Consider the following 16,552-nt stretch of genomic DNA (forward strand, 5'->3'; position numbering starts at 1 on the left):
GTTAACTTCATAGAGTTTCGGTGGTCATAGCGTTAGGGAAACGCCCGGTTACATTCCGAACCCGGAAGCTAAGCCTTTCAGCGCCGATGGTACTGCAGGGGGGACCCTGTGGGAGAGTAGGACGCCGCCGAACACCCGCCCTTTTAGCTCAGTCGGTAGAGCGTCTCCATGGTAAGGAGAAGGTCAACGGTTCGATTCCGTTAAAGGGCTCAATCAGAAAGGCCCCCGCCTTGTGGCGGGGGCCTTTCTGCGTTTCCGTACGGACAGGTGACGGAGGGGCGGCGATTCCCCGATGGGGAATCGCCGGAACCCGTACCGTCAGCGGTCGTGCGGTTCGTGGAGACGCATCGCCAGGATGGCCATGTCGTCCGAGGCCGGGGCCTGGGCGAAGCGCTCGACCGCCCGGAGGACCCGGGAGGCGACCGCGCCGGCCGTCAGGCCCGTACACGTCTTGAGGACATCGGCCAGGCCGTCGTCGCCCAGCATGCGGGTGCCCTCACGGCGCTCCGTCACGCCGTCCGTGACACAGAGGAGGACATCACCCGGATCGAGCGTGATGGTCTCCTCGTACAGCTCCAGGTCCTCCATCACGCCGAGGAGCGGCTGTGGCTCCGCCGCGGAGCTGACCGTGCCGTCCGGGCGGAGGCGCAGCGGCAGCGGGTGGCCGGCGCAGACGACCTTGAGGATCGCCGAGCCGTCCGACTGCGGGCGCATCTCGCCGTAGAGGAGGGTCAGGAAGCGGCTGCGGGCGCCCTCGTCGAGGATCGCCGCGTTCAGGCGCTCCAGGACGGCGGGGCCGCCGAAGCCCTCGCGGGCCAGGAGGCGCAGGGCGTGGCGGGCCAGACCGGTGACGGCGGCCGCCTCCGGTCCCGTACCGCAGACGTCGCCGATGGCGAAGCCGTACACGTCGTCCCTGATGGGGAAGATGTCGTAGAAGTCGCCGCCGACCTCGTTGCCCTCGCCGGCCGCCCGGTAGATCACGTCCACCTCGACGCCCGGGATGTCGGGGAGGCCGGGCGGGAGAAGGCTGCGCTGGAGGGACTGGCTGATCGCCACCCGCTCCGAGTACAGGCGGGCGTTGTCCAGGGCCAGGGCGGCCCGGCGCGAGAGGTCCTCGGCGAGCTCCAGGATCTCCTGGCGGAAGTGGTCCTCCGAGGGCCGGCCGAGGGTCAGCATGCCGATGACCCGGTTGCGGGCGACCAGCGGCAGGACGACCGTCTCGCCGGCGACCGCGCTCGCGGTGGCCAGGGTGGTGTCGATGCCGGAGGACAGCGGGCTCGTGGGGTGGTCGAGCGCGTGGACCGACGCCGTGAGGGCCGCGCGGTGGGCCGCGTCGCCCGGGGCGGTCCAGACACGGGCGCCGGGGGTCGGCACCGGGTCGGGCGGGGCGATCGAGGACAACAGGTCCTTGAGGCCGTCGATGCGGTCCTCGTCCTCGTGGAGCACGTACGAGAGGTACGGGTCGGAGGACTGGTCGGCGATCGTGTAGACCGCGCACCAGGTCGCGAGGGTCGGGACCGTCATCTGGGCCATCAGGGCCAGGGTCTGGTCGCGGTCGAGGGTGCCGGCCAGCAGGTCGGAGGCCTCGACCAGGAAGCTGAGGGAACCGCGGCGCAACCGCTCCAGCTCGCCGAGGCGGGCGGACTCCACGGCCAGGGCGATGCGGTCGGCGGCGAACTGGAGGCGCAGGGCCTCCTCGTTGGAATAGCGGTTCGCGAGCTCCGCGGCCACGCCCAGGGAGCCGGTGAGACGGCCCTCGACCTTGAGCGGGACGGTGACGACCGAGCGCATGCCGGTGCCTTCGAGGAGCGGGACGGCGCCGGGGACGGCGGCCAGGTCCTCGTGGACCGCGGGCATGCGGGCGGAGCCGTAACGGCTGGCGCCGGTCTCCACCGGGACGCGGGCGAAACGCTGGCGGGCGGCCGGGAGGCCGGTGGTCGCCCGTACCTCGAGTTCCGTCTCGTCGTCGGTGGCGAGGAGGAGGAAGGCGGAGTCGCCGTCGAGCATGTCGCGGGCGCGCTCGACCGTGCGCTGGAGGAGGCCGTCGAGGTCGTCGGGGGCGGGGGAGCCGATGAAGACCTCGAACGGGTCGGCGGCGGTCCGGTTCTCCGCGCCGGGCTCGGCGGCGGCGCGCTGCGGGGTCTGGAGGACGGCCCGCTCGTGCTCGCGTACCAGGAGACAGACGGTGGAGGGTTCGCCCTGGGCGTCCCGTACCCGCAGGTGGGAGGCGTAGACCGGGATGACGCGGCCGTCGGCGCAGCGGATGCCGTAGCTGCCCTCCCAGCGGGAGAGGCGCAGGGCCTCGGCGAGGCCGGTGCCGATGCCGGGGGTGTGGGGCCAGGCGGCGAGGTCGCCGAGGGGCTTGCCGACGACGTGCTCGGAGTCGTAGCCGAAGAGTTCCCCGGCGTGTTCGTTCCAGGCGGTGATGGCTCCGCCGCGGTCGATCTGGGCGACGGCGACGCGGACGCGGCTGTCGGTGACCGGGAGGAGCGCGTCCGGCAGGACCGGGCCCGCGGAACGGGTGCCGACCGGGCGCTGGGGGAGGTCCAGATGGAACCAGACGTGCTTGCGGGTGGGGGTGTAGTCGACGCCCCAGCGGTGGGCGAGGGCGGCGCAGAGCAGCAGGCCGCGGCCGTTCTCGCGGTCCGGGCTGCCCAGTGAGCGGCCGCTCTGGCCGGGGATCTCGCGCTCGGGGTAGCGGTCGGCGACCTCGACGCGGATGCTGTCGTCGGAGCGGAGGCAGAGGACCTCGGCGGAGGTGCCGGCGTGGATGACGGCGTTGGTGACGAGTTCGCTGGTGAGGACGACGGCGTCGTCGACGAGTTCGGGGTGTCCCCAGCCCTGGAGGGTGTCCCGGACGAAGGCGCGGGCGGCCGCGACGGACCGCCCGACGGGCTCGAAGCTGGCAGTCGCCCGCGCGGTGATCACAGCACTCCTCGTACGCGTCTCGACGCCCGGCTCCGCCATGCTCGGTCTGCCCCTCCCGGTGCCCGGTGGTCGATCGCGCACCACACCGCCCCCGCCGGGCGGACCGGGGTGGTTGGACAGCCGGGTGCCAGGTTACTTTCCTTCACTGTGCCGGCGGAGGCCGGTCGCGCTGATTCCGCCCCCCGGGGGTAGGGACGCTGTGCGAAGCTGCCGAACTGTTATCGCCTTGTTCGGTGGCGGTGAAACACTGGGCAGGCTACCGGCGGAAGCCGGAGCGGAACGGTCGACCCCTTTCGGGAGGGACACGGTGGAACCTGGCACGGCGGCGCGACGCGGCGGAGGCGGCGGTACGCGCGCGAGGGGCGGGCGTACCCGTGGGGGGACGGTACAGGTGGACGCGGCGGCGCTCGACCGGCTGCTCGCCGCACTGGTCTCGATGCGGGACGGGAATCTCCGCAGGCGGCTGACGGTCTCCGGCGACGGGGTCATGGCGGAGATCTCCGCCGTGTTCAACGAGGTCGCCGACCGGCAGATGCATGTGACGGGGGAGCTGTCGCGGGTCCGCCGGGTGGTGGGACGCGAGGGCAAGCTGTCCGAGCGTCTCGACGCGGGGGCCGGTGAGGGGGCGTGGGCCGCGGCGATCGAGGCCGCGAACGCGCTCGTCGACGACCTGGCCCGGCCGGTGTCCGAGGTGGGCCGGGTGCTGTCGGCGGTGGCCGAGGGCGATCTGGACCAGCGGATGGACCTGCGTTCGGAGGGTGCCGACGGGACGGTCCGGCCGCTGCGCGGGGAGTTCCTCAAGGTCGCGCGTACCGCCAACAACCTCGTCGACCAGCTGTCGGTGTTCGCGTCCGAGGTGACCAGGGTCGCCGTCGAGGTGGGGACCGACGGCAACCTGGGCGGCCAGGCGCAGGTGCGCGGGGTGTCGGGTTCGTGGAAGGACCTCACGGACTCGGTCAACACCATGGCGAACCGGCTGACGGCCCAGGTGCGGGACATCGCGCTGGTGACGACGGCGGTCGCCGACGGCGATCTGTCGCAGAAGGTCACGGCCAACGTGGCCGGCGAGATGCTGGAGCTCAAGAACACCGTCAACCGGATGGTGGACCAGCTGTCGTCGTTCTCCTCCGAGGTGACCCGGGTCGCCCGGGAGGTCGGTACGGAGGGCGAGCTCGGCGGCCAGGCCGAGGTGGCCGGGGTGTCCGGTGTGTGGAAGGACCTCACGGACTCCGTCAACACGATGGCAGGCAACCTGACCAACCAGGTGCGGGACATCGCGCTGGTGACGACGGCGGTCGCCAACGGAGATCTGACGCAGAAGGTACGGGTGTCGGCGCGCGGTGAGATCGCGCAACTGGCGGACACCATCAACCAGATGACGCAGACGCTGCGGATCTTCGCCGACGAGGTGACCCGGGTGTCGGGCGAGGTCGGCGCGGAGGGTCTCCTCGGCGGTCAGGCGCAGGTGCCGGGGGCGGCGGGGACCTGGAAGGACCTCACGGACTCCGTCAACACCGTCTTCCGGAACATCACCACGCAGGTGCGGGACATCGCGCAGGTGACGACGGCGGTCGCCAACGGCGATCTGTCGCAGAAGGTCACCGTCGACGTGGCCGGCGAGATGCTGGAGCTGAAGAACACCGTCAACACGATGGTGGACCAGCTGTCCGCCTTCGGTTCCGAGGTGACCCGGGTCGCCCGGGAGGTCGGCGTCGAGGGTCTGCTCGGCGGGCAGGCCGAGGTGCAGGGCGCGGCCGGGACGTGGAAGGACCTCACCGACTCGGTGAACACGGCCTTCCGTAACCTGACCGGCCAGGTGCGGGACATCGCGCAGGTGACGACGGCGGTCGCCAACGGTGACCTCTCGCAGAAGGTCACGGTGGACGTGGCCGGCGAGATGCTGGAGCTGAAGAACACCGTCAACACGATGGTGTCGCAGCTGTCGTCGTTCGCGGACCAGGTGACGCGGATGGCGCGGGACGTGGGCACCGAGGGCCGGCTCGGCGGTCAGGCGCGGGTGGACGGCGTCTCCGGGCGCTGGCGGGAGCTCACCGACTCGGTGAACTTCATGGCCGGCAACCTGACCTCGCAGGTGCGGCAGATCGCGCAGGTGACGACGGCCGTGGCCCGCGGTGACCTGTCGCAGAAGATCGACGTGGACGCGCGGGGCGAGATCCTGGAGCTCAAGAACACCATCAACACGATGGTCGACCAGCTCTCCGCCTTCGCCGACCAGGTGACCCGGGTGGCCCGCGAGGTGGGCACCGACGGGCGGCTCGGCGGTCAGGCGCAGGTGCCGGGCGTGGCCGGGGTGTGGCGGGACCTGACGGACTCGGTGAACGGCATGGCCGGGAACCTCACCACCCAGGTCCGCAACATCGCGCAGGTCGCCACCGCCGTCGCGCGCGGTGACCTGTCGCAGAAGATCGACGTGGACGCGCGGGGCGAGATCCTGGAGCTCAAGAACACCCTCAACACGATGGTGGACCAGCTCTCGAACTTCGCCGAGCAGGTGACCCGGGTGGCCCGCGAGGTGGGCACCGAGGGCATGCTCGGCGGGCAGGCCGAGGTGCAGGGGGTCTCCGGCACCTGGAAGGACCTCACCCAGTCGGTGAACTTCATGGCGAACAACCTCACCATCCAGGTGCGGAACATCGCCGAGGTCACGACGGCGGTCGCCAAGGGCGATCTGTCGAAGAAGATCACGGTCGACGCCCGGGGCGAGATCCTGGAGCTGGTGACGACCGTCAACACGATGGTCGACCAGCTGTCGAACTTCGCGGACGAGGTCACGCGCGTGGCCCGCGAGGTGGGTACGGAGGGCATCCTCGGCGGCCAGGCACGCGTGCGCGGTGTCACCGGTACGTGGAAGGACCTCAGCGACAACGTCAACCTGATGGCCAACAACCTGACCAGCCAGGTGCGGAACATCTCCCGGGTCTCGGCGGCCGTCGCCAACGGCGACCTGACGAAGAAGGTGACGGTCGAGGCGCGCGGCGAGGTCGCCGAACTCGCCGAGACCGTCAACACGATGGTGACGACCCTGTCGTCCTTCGCGGACGAGGTCACCCGGGTGGCCCGCGAGGTGGGCACGGAGGGCGAACTCGGCGGCCAGGCGCGGGTGCCGGGAGTCTCCGGCACCTGGAAGGACCTGACCGAGTCGGTGAACTCGATGGCCGACAACCTCACCGGTCAGGTGCGGCAGATCGCCGCCGTCACCACCGCCATCGCCAAGGGCGACCTCACCAAGAAGATCGACATCGACGCGCGCGGTGAGATCCAGGAGCTGAAGAACACCATCAACACGATGGTCGACCAGCTGTCGAACTTCGCCGAGGAGGTCACGCGCGTGGCCCGCGAGGTGGGCACCGACGGGCAGCTCGGCGGCCAGGCCCGGGTCCGGGACGTGGAGGGCACCTGGAGCGACCTCACCGAGTCCGTGAACGAGATGGCCGGGAACCTCACCCGGCAGGTGCGCGCCATCGCGGCCGTCGCCACGGCGGTGACCCGCGGCGACCTCAACGTCAAGATCGACGGTGTGGACGCGGCCGGCGAGATCCAGGCGCTCCAGGACAACATCAACACGATGATCGCCAACCTGCGCGACACCACCCTCGCCAACGACGAGCAGGACTGGCTCAAGAGCAACCTGGCCCGCATCTCCGGCCTCATGCAGGGCCGCCGCGACCTCGACGACGTGGCCTCGCTCATCATGAGCGAGCTGACGCCGGTGGTCTCGGCCCAGCACGGCGCCTTCTTCGTGGCCGTGCCGACGGGCTCCGCCCACAGCGACGCCGAACTCGTGGGTGAGGGCGACGGCTCGTACGAGCTGCGGATGCGGGGGAGTTACGGATACTCCACCGGGTCCATGCCGACCTCGTTCCGGCCCGGGGAGACGCTCATCGGGACGGCGGCCGACGAGAAGCGGACGATCCAGCTGCACGTACCGCCCGGCTATCTGAAGATCTCCTCCGGGCTCGGCGAGGCCTCGCCCGCGCATGTGATCGTCCTGCCGGTCCTCTTCGAGGGCAAGGTTCTCGGCGTGATCGAGCTGGCCTCCTTCCAGCCGTTCACGCAGATCCAGCGGGACTTCCTCAACCAGATCGCCGAGCTGATCGCGACCACCGTCAACACGATCAGCGTCAACACCAAGACCGAGGTGCTGCTCCAGCAGTCGCAGGAACTCACCGAACAGCTCAAGGAGCGGTCGGCCGAGCTGGAGCACCGGCAGAAGGAACTCCAGGGCTCCAACCTGGAGCTAGAGGAGAAGGCCGAGCTGCTGGCCCGGCAGAACCGCGACATCGAGGTGAAGAACACCGAGATCGAGGAGGCGCGGCAGGTCCTGGAGGAGCGGGCCGAACAGCTCGCGGTCTCCATGCGCTACAAGTCCGAGTTCCTCGCCAACATGTCGCACGAGCTGCGCACCCCGCTCAACTCGCTGCTGATCCTGGCCAAGTTGCTCGCCGACAACGTCGAGACGAACCTGACGCCGAAGCAGGTCGAGTTCGCGGAGACCATCCACGGCGCGGGTTCGGACCTGCTCCAGCTGATCAACGACATCCTCGACCTGTCCAAGGTCGAGGCGGGCAAGATGGATGTCTCGCCGACCCGGATCGCCCTCGTCCAGCTCGTCGACTACGTGGAGGCGACCTTCCGGCCGCTCACCGCGGAGAAGGGGCTCGACTTCTCGGTGCGGGTCTCGCCCGAGCTGCCGGCCACGCTGCACACCGACGAGCAGCGGCTGCTCCAGGTGCTGCGCAACCTCCTGTCCAACGCGGTGAAGTTCACCGACACGGGCGCGGTGGAGCTGGTCATCAGGCCGGCCGGGGCCGACGTACCGCAGTCGATCCGTGAACAGCTCCTTGAGGCGGGGTCGCTGAGCGACCCGGAGGCCGACCTGATCGCGTTCTCGGTCACCGACACGGGGATCGGGATCGCCGCGAGCAAGATGCGGGTCATCTTCGAGGCGTTCAAGCAGGCCGACGGCACGACCAGCCGGAAGTACGGCGGTACGGGCCTCGGGCTCTCGATCAGCCGGGAGATCGCGCGGCTGCTCGGCGGCGAGATCTTCGCCGCGAGCGAGCCGGGCCGGGGCTCGACCTTCACTCTCTATCTGCCGCTGAGCCCGACCGAGCTGCCCACGGGCGCGTACGGGCAGGGGGCGCAGGACACCGATCCGCAGCAGGGCGTGGAGGAGGGGGCGGCCTCGGCCGTGCACCCCTTCCCGCACTTTCCGCCGCCGCCCGTACGGACGGAGGCGCGGTCGGGCGCCGGGGCGCTGTTCCGGCACCGGCGGAAGGCCGCGGCGGAGGCGACCGGGGCGCGGACCTCTGTGCCGGGGCAGCCGGGCAAGGAGGCCGTGACGGACCGGGTGGAGCAGGAGCCGGACGTCGAGCCGCGCCGTACCTTCGGGTTCTCCGGCGAGCGGGTGCTCATCGTCGACGACGACATCCGCAACGTGTTCGCGCTCACCAGCGTCCTGGAGCAGCACGGGCTCGCGGTGCTCTACGCGGAGAACGGGCGGGAGGGCATCGAGGTCCTGGAGCAGCACGACGACGTGGCCGTCGTGCTGATGGACATCATGATGCCGGAGATGGACGGGTACGCGACGACGACGGCGATCCGTCGGATGCCGCAGTTCGCGGGGCTGCCGATCATCGCGCTGACGGCGAAGGCGATGAAGGGCGACCGGGAGAAGGCGATCGAGTCGGGCGCCTCGGACTATGTGACGAAGCCGGTCGACCCCGACCATCTGCTGTCCGTGATGGAGCAGTGGATGCGGGGGGTGTGACTCCGGGGCCTCGCGGCCCGGGGTCCGCGCGGTGTGACGCGCGGGCCCCGGGCCCCGGCTGACGGAGTGTCGTCACCGGGGTGTGAGAGGGCGGGATACGGGGAACCTTCTGGTCTCCCACCGCGTTTCAGGTACGTGGGCAGGTATGTGCACAGTGACATCGCGGTGACAGGGTGTGGCGATGGGCGGGGTGCGGCTACGATGACCGGCACAAGGACGGACGGCGTCAGGGAGTCGTCTTCTGGGGCGGCGCCCGGTGCTTCCCCCGGTTCGGGGAGCCGGGGAGAGACGTTGCCGGGGCGAGGAGGACGGGGCATGGTGCAGAAGGCCAAGATCCTCCTGGTCGATGACCGGCCGGAGAATCTGCTGGCGCTGGAGGCCATTCTCTCCGCGCTCGATCAGACGCTGGTGCGGGCATCGTCCGGGGAGGAAGCGCTCAAGGCGCTGTTGACGGACGACTTCGCGGTCATCCTGCTCGACGTCCAGATGCCGGGGATGGACGGCTTCGAGACCGCCGCGCACATCAAGCGGCGGGAGCGGACCCGGGACATCCCGATCATCTTCCTCACCGCCATCAACCACGGCCCCCACCACACCTTCCGGGGGTACGCGGCCGGGGCGGTCGACTACATCTCGAAGCCGTTCGACCCGTGGGTGCTGCGCGCCAAGGTCTCGGTCTTCGTCGAGCTCTACATGAAGAACTGCAAGCTGCGCGAGCAGGCCGCCCTGCTGCGGCTGCAGTTGGAGGGCAGCGGCGAGGGCGGTCACGGCAAGGAGTCCGCCGGACTGCTCGCCGAGCTCTCCGCCCGCCTCGCGGCGGTGGAGGAGCAGGCGGAGGCGCTGTCCAAGCAGCTCGACGACGACTCCGCCGACGCGGCGGCCGTCGCGACCGCGGCGCATCTGGAGCGCAAGCTCACCGGGTTGCGCCGGGCGCTGGACGCGCTCGAACCGGGCACCGGCGCCGCGCCGACCCTGCCCGCCCAGAGCTGACACACCGTCATCGGCCGTCCCTCGGGGCGGTCGTCGGTGTGAGGTGGCGTCAGCTTCGTGCCCCGGCAGGGGCGACACGATCGGGTGAGGCGGACAGCGGGTCCCCACACCGGTAACCTCGGCATCATGGCTTCACGTACGTCCGGCAAGGGTTCCCAGGGCACGGCGGGCACCGCAAAGCCGCGCGCCGGCCGTACGACGGGCGCCGCGAAGAAAGCGGCACCCGCGAAGTCCCCCGTCAAACCGCCCGCGAAGAAGGCGGCGGCGAAGAAGGCCGCGCCCGCCAAGCGCGCGCCCGCGCGGAAGACCGCGGCGAAGAAGGCCCCGCCCCGCCCCGCGCCGTCCCCGACCGGGGGCGTCTACCGGCTCGCGCGCGGCGCCTGGCTCGGTGTCGCCCACGGAGTGGGGGCGATGTTCCGGGGGATAGGGCGTGGTGCCAAGGGGCTCGACCCGGCCCACCGCAAGGACGGGCTGGCGCTGCTGCTGCTCGGTCTCGCGCTGATCGTGGCCGCCGGCACCTGGTCCAATCTGCGCGGACCGGTCGGCGACCTCGTCGAGATGCTGGTGACCGGCTCCTTCGGCCGCCTCGACCTGCTCGTACCGCTGCTGCTCGGCGCGATCGGCATCCGGCTGATCCTCTATCCGGAGAAGCCCGAGGCCAACGGCCGGATCAGCATCGGGCTCTCCGCGCTCGTCATCGGCGTCCTCGGCCAGGTCCACATCGCCTGCGGCTCGCCCGGGCGCGGCGACGGCAGCGAGGCCATGCAGGACGCCGGCGGCCTCATCGGCTGGGCCGCGTCCCAGCCGCTCGTGTTCATGATGGGCGAGGTCCTCGCCGTACCGATGCTGGTGCTGCTCACCCTCTTCGGGCTGCTCGTCGTCACCGCCACCCCGGTCAACGCGATCCCGCAGCGGCTGCGCGCCCTCGGCGCCAGGCTCGGCATCGTCGAACCCGCGTACGACCCGGCCGAGGCGGAGGGGTACGCGGGCGCCGAGGAGGACGGGCGGTACGAGGAGTACGACGAGGAGTGGCGCGACGCCCGGCCGCAGCCCCGTTCCGCCCGGCCGACGCGCCGCCGCGGCCCGGCGGAGCCGTACGACGTGGACCGGGCCGAGGCCGAGATGCTCGACCGGCGCAAGGGCGCGGCCCGGCGCCCCGCCGAACGGCCCTCCTACGAGCCCGCCTTCGACGCCGGCCTCGACCCGGTGGACATCGCCGCCGCCGCTGCCGCCGCGCTCGACGGCGCGGTGCTCAACGGGATGCCGCCGTCCCCGATCGTCGCCGACCTGACCAGGGACGTCACCGCCGACCGGAGGGCGGCGGCAGCCGCCGCGAAGGCCGCCGCCGCGGCCGAGGGGGCGACGGGCGCCGCGCCCGTGCCGCCGGCCCGCGGCGGGGACCAGCGGCCCGGCGGGGGCGTACCGGATCTGACCAAGCCCGCGCCCGAGCCGACCGATCTGCCGCCCCGGGCCGAGCAGCTCCAGCTGTCCGGCGACATCACGTACTCCCTGCCGTCGCTCGACCTGCTGGAGCGGGGCGGGCCGGGCAAGACGCGCAGCGCCGCCAACGACGCGGTGGTGGATTCGCTCTCGAACGTCTTCACCGAGTTCAAGGTCGATGCGGCCGTCACCGGCTTTACCCGGGGGCCGACGGTCACCCGTTACGAGGTCGAGCTGGGTCCGGCTGTGAAGGTCGAGAAGATCACGGCGCTGACCAAGAACATCGCGTACGCGGTGGCCTCGCCGGACGTGCGGATCATCTCGCCGATCCCCGGCAAGTCCGCGGTCGGCATCGAGATCCCGAACAGCGACCGGGAGATGGTCAACCTCGGCGACGTGCTGCGGCTCGCCGCCGCGGCCGAGGACGACCACCCGATGCTGGTGGCGCTCGGCAAGAACGTCGAGGGCGGCTACGAGATGGCCAACCTGGCGAAGATGCCGCACGTCCTGGTCGCCGGGGCCACCGGCTCCGGAAAGTCCTCGTGCATCAACTGCCTGATCACCTCGATCATGATAAGAGCGACCCCGGAGGACGTCCGGATGGTCCTCGTCGACCCCAAGCGGGTCGAGCTCACCGCCTACGAGGGCATCCCGCACCTGATCACCCCGATCATCACCAACCCCAAGCGGGCCGCCGAGGCCCTCCAGTGGGTGGTCAAGGAGATGGACCTCCGCTACGACGACCTGGCGGCCTTCGGCTACCGGCACATCGACGACTTCAACCAGGCGATCCGGGACGGGAAGATCAAGCTGCCCGAGGGCAGCGAGCGCGAGCTCAAGACCTACCCGTACCTCCTCGTCATCGTCGACGAGCTGGCCGACCTGATGATGGTCGCGCCCCGGGACGTCGAGGACTCGATCGTCCGCATCACCCAGTTGGCGCGCGCCGCCGGCATCCATCTGGTGCTGGCCACCCAGCGGCCGTCCGTGGACGTCGTCACCGGTCTCATCAAGGCGAACGTGCCCTCGCGGCTGGCCTTCGCGACCTCCTCGCTCGCCGACAGCCGGGTCATCCTCGACCAGCCCGGCGCCGAGAAGCTCATCGGAAAGGGTGACGGACTGTTCCTGCCGATGGGCGCCAACAAGCCCGTCCGCATGCAGGGCGCCTTCGTCACCGAGGCCGAGGTCGCGGCCGTCGTCCAGCACTGCAAGGACCAGATGACCCCGGTCTTCCGGGAGGACGTCACCGTCGGCACCCGCCAGAAGAAGGAGATCGACGAGGACATCGGCGACGACCTCGACCTGCTCTGCCAGGCCGCCGAGCTGGTCGTCTCCACACAGTTCGGCTCCACCTCGATGCTCCAGCGGAAGCTGCGCGTCGGCTTCGCGAAGGCCGGCCGGCTGATGGACCTGATGGAGTCACGCAACATCGTCGGACCGAGCGAGGGCTCCAAAGCACGCGACGTACTCGTCAAGCCGGACGAGCTGGACGGGGTGCTCGCGGTGATCCGCGGGGAGTCCGGGGCGTAGGTGTAGCCGACGGGAGGCGGGGTATGCGACCGGGCCCGGGGCGTGGCACCCGGGTGGCCGGGTGCGCGATCGGGGCACAGCGGCCGGGTGCCCGATCGAGACTCACTCGTAAGGGAACGGAGGGCAACCGTTTCCCCTGGCCGTACGTCAAGTTGGAGGGAGGGACAGAAGGATGTCCCAGCCTCATGGCGTACAAACGGCACCCGCCCGGTTGCCCCACCCTTTCGTACCACCCATAGACTGAACGTCCAGCAGGTGGCTACACGCTCGAAAGGCGCTCTCGTGTCCATCGGCAACTCCCCCGAAGACGACCGGATCTTCCCGGCAGACGACCGGGACTCGATCGGTCGCGCTCTCCAGCAGACCCGCATCGCCGCCGGTCTCACCGTCGAAGAGGTCAGTGCCTCGACCCGTGTCCGGATTCCGATCGTGCACGCGATCGAGGAGGACGACTTCTCGCGCTGCGGCGGCGATGTCTACGCCCGCGGGCACATCCGCACGCTCGCACGTGCCGTCGGCCTCGATCCGGCTCCGCTGATCGAGCAGTTCGACGCCGAGCACGGTGGCCGTCCCGCGCCCACCCCCGCCGCCCCGCTCTTCGAGGCGGAACGTATCCGCCCCGAGCCGAGGCGGCCCAACTGGACCGCCGCGATGGTCGCGGCCATCGTCGCCGTCGTCGGTTTCGTCGGTTTCACGATGTTCAACGGGAACGACGCGCCCAAGGGCACCACCGCCGCCGAGGGCGGCCCGGCGCCCGCGCCCGAGAAGGGCACCGCCGCCGCCAAGCCGAAGCCGGTCAAGCCCGCCGCTCCGAAGCCCACCGAGAGCGCCATCGCCGCCGTCCCGCAGGACAAGGTGACGGTCAAGCTCTCCGCGACCGACGACAAGAGCTGGATCTCGGCCAAGGGCCACGACGGCAAGGTGCTCTTCGACGGACTCCTCCTGGCGGGCGAGTCCAAGACCTTCCAGGACGACGAGCGCATCGATCTGGTCCTCGGCAACGCCGGCGCGATCGATCTCTACGTGAACGGCAAGAAGCTCGCCGACAAGTTCGCATCCGGCCAGGTCGAGCGACTGACCTACACCAAGGGCGACCCCGAGGCCGGCTGAGCCCCGCGAGACGGCCCCCGATGTGACCTCTGTCGCGCAGGTGAACCCTGCGCGACGGGGGAACGGCCGGGACGAAGTAGTCTTGAGTCCATGCCCGAACGCCGTACCGTCGCCCTTGTCACTCTTGGCTGCGCCCGTAACGAGGTGGACTCGGAGGAGCTCGCAGGCCGCTTGGCAGCGGACGGCTGGGAGCTCGTCGAGAACGCCGAGGACGCGGATGTCGCCGTCGTCAACACCTGTGGATTCGTCGAGGCCGCCAAGAAGGACTCCGTCGACGCCCTCCTCGAAGCCAATGATCTGAAGGACCACGGCAAGACCCAGGCCGTGGTCGCCGTCGGCTGTATGGCCGAGCGGTACGGCAAGGAACTCGCCGAAGCCCTCCCGGAAGCCGACGGCGTCCTCGGCTTCGACGACTACGCCGACATCTCCAACCGCCTCCAGACCATCCTCAACGGTGGCAGTGTCGAGGCCCACACCCCGCGTGACCGGCGCAAGCTGCTGCCGCTCTCCCCGGTGGAGCGCCAGGAGGCCGCCGCGGCCGTGGCCCTGCCCGGACACGGTGACGCCGCCGAGGCTCCCGCCGACCTTCCCGAGGGCCTCGCGCCCGCCTCGGGGCCGCGCGCGCCGCTCCGGCGCCGCCTCGACACCAGCCCCGTCGCCTCCGTGAAGCTGGCCTCCGGCTGCGACCGCCGCTGCTCCTTCTGCGCCATCCCCTCCTTCCGTGGCTCCTTCGTCTCGCGCCGTCCCTCGGACGTGCTGAACGAGACGCGCTGGCTCGCCGAGCAGGGTGTGAAGGAGGTCATGCTGGTCTCCGAGAACAACACCTCGTACGGCAAGGACCTGGGCGACATCCGTCTCCTGGAGAGCCTGCTGCCCGAGCTGGCCGCCGTCGACGGCATCGAGCGCGTCCGCGTCAGCTACCTCCAGCCGGCCGAGATGCGCCCCGGCCTGATCGACGTGCTCACGTCGACCGAGAAGGTCGCCCCGTACTTCGACCTGTCCTTCCAGCACAGCGCGCCCGACGTGCTGCGGGCCATGCGCCGCTTCGGTGACACCGACCGCTTCCTGGAGCTTCTGGAGACCATCCGCTCCAAGGCCCCCACGGCCGGTGCCCGCTCCAACTTCATCGTCGGCTTCCCCGGTGAGACCGAGGCCGACTTCGCCGAGCTGGAACGCTTCGTCACCCACGCCCGGCTCGACGCCGTGGGCGTCTTCGGCTACTCCGACGAGGACGGCACCGAGGCCGCCACGTACGAGCACAAGCTCGACCAGGACGTCGTCGACGCGCGGCTCGCCCATCTCTCCCGGCTCGCCGAGGAGCTCACCGCGCAGCGCGCGGAGGAGCGGCTCGGAGAGACCCTTGAGGTACTGGTCGAGTCGGTGGACGACGAGGACGGTGTGATCGGCCGCGCCGCCCACCAGGCGCCCGAGACCGACGGCCAGGTGTTGCTCACCACGGCCGACGGTGCGAGCCCCGACCTGGCTCCTGGCCGTATGGTCAGGGCGAAGGTCGTCGGCACGGAAGGCGTCGACCTGGTGGCCGAGTGTCTTTTCGAGGAGGCAGGCAGATGACCGGAGTCCCGGCATCCGCTACGGGCGGGACCGGTAGGCCGGCGCCCCGCGGCAAGCTGGGCACGGCGGCCGTCAACCAGGCCAGCCTGTGGAACATCGCCAACATCCTGACCATGATCCGGCTCGTGCTCGTGCCGGGCTTCGTGGTGCTGCTGCTCCAGGACGGCGGTCACGACCCCGTCTGGCGGGCCTGGGCGTGGGCGGCGTTCGCCGTCGCCATGATCACGGACGTCTTCGACGGGCACCTCGCCCGTACGTACAACCTGGTCACCGACTTCGGGAAGATCGCCGACCCGATCGCCGACAAGGCGATCATGGCGGCCGGACTGATCTCCCTCTCCCTGCTCGGGGACCTGCCCTGGTGGGTCACCGGGGTCATCCTGGCGCGGGAGCTGGGGATCACCCTGATGCGGTTCTGGGTGATCAGGCACGGGGTCATCCCGGCCAGCCGCGGCGGCAAGATGAAGACGCTCGCCCAGGGCACGGCGGTCGGCATGTACGTGCTGATGCTCACCGGACCCCTGGCCACCCTGCGCTTCTGGGTGATGGCGGTGGCCGTCGTGCTGACGGTCGTCACCGGTCTGGACTACGTACGACAGGCGGTCGTCCTGCGCCGCGAGGGGCTCGCCGCCGAGCGGGCGGACGCGCGGTCGGAGGCGGCGAGGCGATGACCGAGGCCGCCCGGGTGCTGGCGCTGCTCGCGGAGCGTGGTCACACGCTGGCCGCCGCGGAGTCGCTCACGGGTGGTCTGGTGGCCGCCGAGCTGACCGGGGTCCCCGGTGCCTCGGCCGTCTTCCGGGGGTCCGTCACGGCCTACGCCACGGCCCTCAAGCAGGAGCTGCTCGGCGTCGACGCCGCCCTCCTCGCGGAGCGCGGAGCGGTGGATCCCGAGGTCGCGCTGCAGATGGCGGCCGGTGTACGGGCCCGGCTCGGGGCCGACTGGGGCATCTCGACGACCGGGGTCGCGGGGCCCGACCCGCAGGACGGCCAGCCGGTCGGAACGGTCTATGTGGCGGTCGCCGGACCTGCCGCGACGGGCGCCCGCGCAGGGAAAGTGGTCTCGTTGAGGTTGAACGGCGACCGTGCGGAAATCCGTAGAGAGAGTGTGCGGAGCGTGCTGGAACTGCTGCACGAGGAACTCTCGGGAAATGCGCGGGCACAGGATACGGAACACAACGGGGGGAATTGATG

General features: G+C 70.8%; 8 protein-coding genes, 1 tRNA gene and 1 rRNA gene. 9 read left to right on the plus strand and 1 reads right to left on the minus strand.

The window, feature by feature from the left end:
• Positions 1–16 precede the first annotated feature (16 nt).
• Positions 17–133, plus strand: a 5S ribosomal RNA gene (gene rrf / locus V4Y03_RS25485).
• A 4-nt stretch (positions 134–137) separates the two neighbouring features.
• Positions 138–210 (plus strand) — tRNA-Thr (locus tag V4Y03_RS25490).
• Positions 211–318: 108 nt separating this feature from the next.
• On the opposite strand, the gene V4Y03_RS25495 is transcribed toward V4Y03_RS25490, so the two are convergent.
• Positions 319–2,967 (minus strand): SpoIIE family protein phosphatase, encoded by a 2,649-nt coding sequence (locus V4Y03_RS25495; RefSeq protein ID WP_332436385.1) that lies wholly within the window; start codon positions 2,965–2,967, stop codon positions 319–321.
• A 268-nt stretch (positions 2,968–3,235) separates the two neighbouring features.
• Between V4Y03_RS25495 and V4Y03_RS25500 the strand changes: the two genes are divergently transcribed.
• From V4Y03_RS25500 to V4Y03_RS25530, 7 genes are all read left to right on the plus strand, one after another.
• A complete protein-coding gene (locus V4Y03_RS25500; RefSeq protein WP_443079822.1) occupies positions 3,236–8,719 on the plus strand; it encodes a HAMP domain-containing protein in 5,484 nt (1,827 codons plus the stop codon).
• A 315-nt stretch (positions 8,720–9,034) separates the two neighbouring features.
• Complete coding sequence (locus V4Y03_RS25505; RefSeq protein WP_317876799.1) at positions 9,035–9,709, plus strand: response regulator; 675 nt, start codon at positions 9,035–9,037, stop codon at positions 9,707–9,709.
• 126 nt (positions 9,710–9,835) lie between these two features.
• Positions 9,836–12,679, plus strand: coding sequence for a DNA translocase FtsK (locus V4Y03_RS25510; RefSeq protein WP_332436387.1), 2,844 nt, complete (start codon positions 9,836–9,838; stop codon positions 12,677–12,679).
• A gap of 282 nt (positions 12,680–12,961) precedes the next feature.
• Positions 12,962–13,789: a helix-turn-helix domain-containing protein gene (locus V4Y03_RS25515; RefSeq protein WP_332436388.1), complete on the plus strand. Its 828-nt coding sequence runs from the start codon at positions 12,962–12,964 to the stop codon at positions 13,787–13,789.
• 90 nt (positions 13,790–13,879) lie between these two features.
• Positions 13,880–15,361: a 30S ribosomal protein S12 methylthiotransferase RimO gene (gene rimO / locus V4Y03_RS25520; protein WP_332436389.1), complete on the plus strand. Its 1,482-nt coding sequence runs from the start codon at positions 13,880–13,882 to the stop codon at positions 15,359–15,361.
• Positions 15,358–16,032 carry a CDP-diacylglycerol--glycerol-3-phosphate 3-phosphatidyltransferase gene (gene pgsA, locus V4Y03_RS25525; RefSeq protein WP_332436390.1) on the plus strand — a complete coding sequence of 225 codons (675 nt, stop codon included), beginning with the start codon at positions 15,358–15,360 and terminating at the stop codon, positions 16,030–16,032. Before rimO ends, pgsA begins: the two co-directional genes overlap by 4 nt.
• Positions 16,029–16,550 (plus strand): CinA family protein, encoded by a 522-nt coding sequence (locus V4Y03_RS25530; protein WP_317877179.1) that lies wholly within the window; start codon positions 16,029–16,031, stop codon positions 16,548–16,550. Before pgsA ends, V4Y03_RS25530 begins: the two co-directional genes overlap by 4 nt.
• Positions 16,551–16,552: the final 2 nt, after the last annotated feature.

It is taken from the genome of Streptomyces sp. P9-A4, assembly GCF_036634195.1.
In the GTDB taxonomy this organism is placed as follows: Bacteria; Actinomycetota; Actinomycetes; order Streptomycetales; family Streptomycetaceae; genus Streptomyces.

What these genes read in the sequence shown, in the direction of transcription:
- V4Y03_RS25495 (WP_332436385.1), bottom strand. Translation starts at nt 2,967, where the DNA reads ATGGCGGAGCCGGGCGTCGAGACGCGTACGAGGAGTGCTGTGATCACC.
- V4Y03_RS25505 (WP_317876799.1), top strand. Translation starts at nt 9,035, where the DNA reads ATGGTGCAGAAGGCCAAGATCCTCCTGGTCGATGACCGGCCGGAGAAT.
- V4Y03_RS25510 (WP_332436387.1), top strand. Translation starts at nt 9,836, where the DNA reads ATGGCTTCACGTACGTCCGGCAAGGGTTCCCAGGGCACGGCGGGCACC.
- rimO (WP_332436389.1), top strand. Translation starts at nt 13,880, where the DNA reads ATGCCCGAACGCCGTACCGTCGCCCTTGTCACTCTTGGCTGCGCCCGT.
- pgsA (WP_332436390.1), top strand. Translation starts at nt 15,358, where the DNA reads ATGACCGGAGTCCCGGCATCCGCTACGGGCGGGACCGGTAGGCCGGCG.
- V4Y03_RS25530 (WP_317877179.1), top strand. Translation starts at nt 16,029, where the DNA reads ATGACCGAGGCCGCCCGGGTGCTGGCGCTGCTCGCGGAGCGTGGTCAC.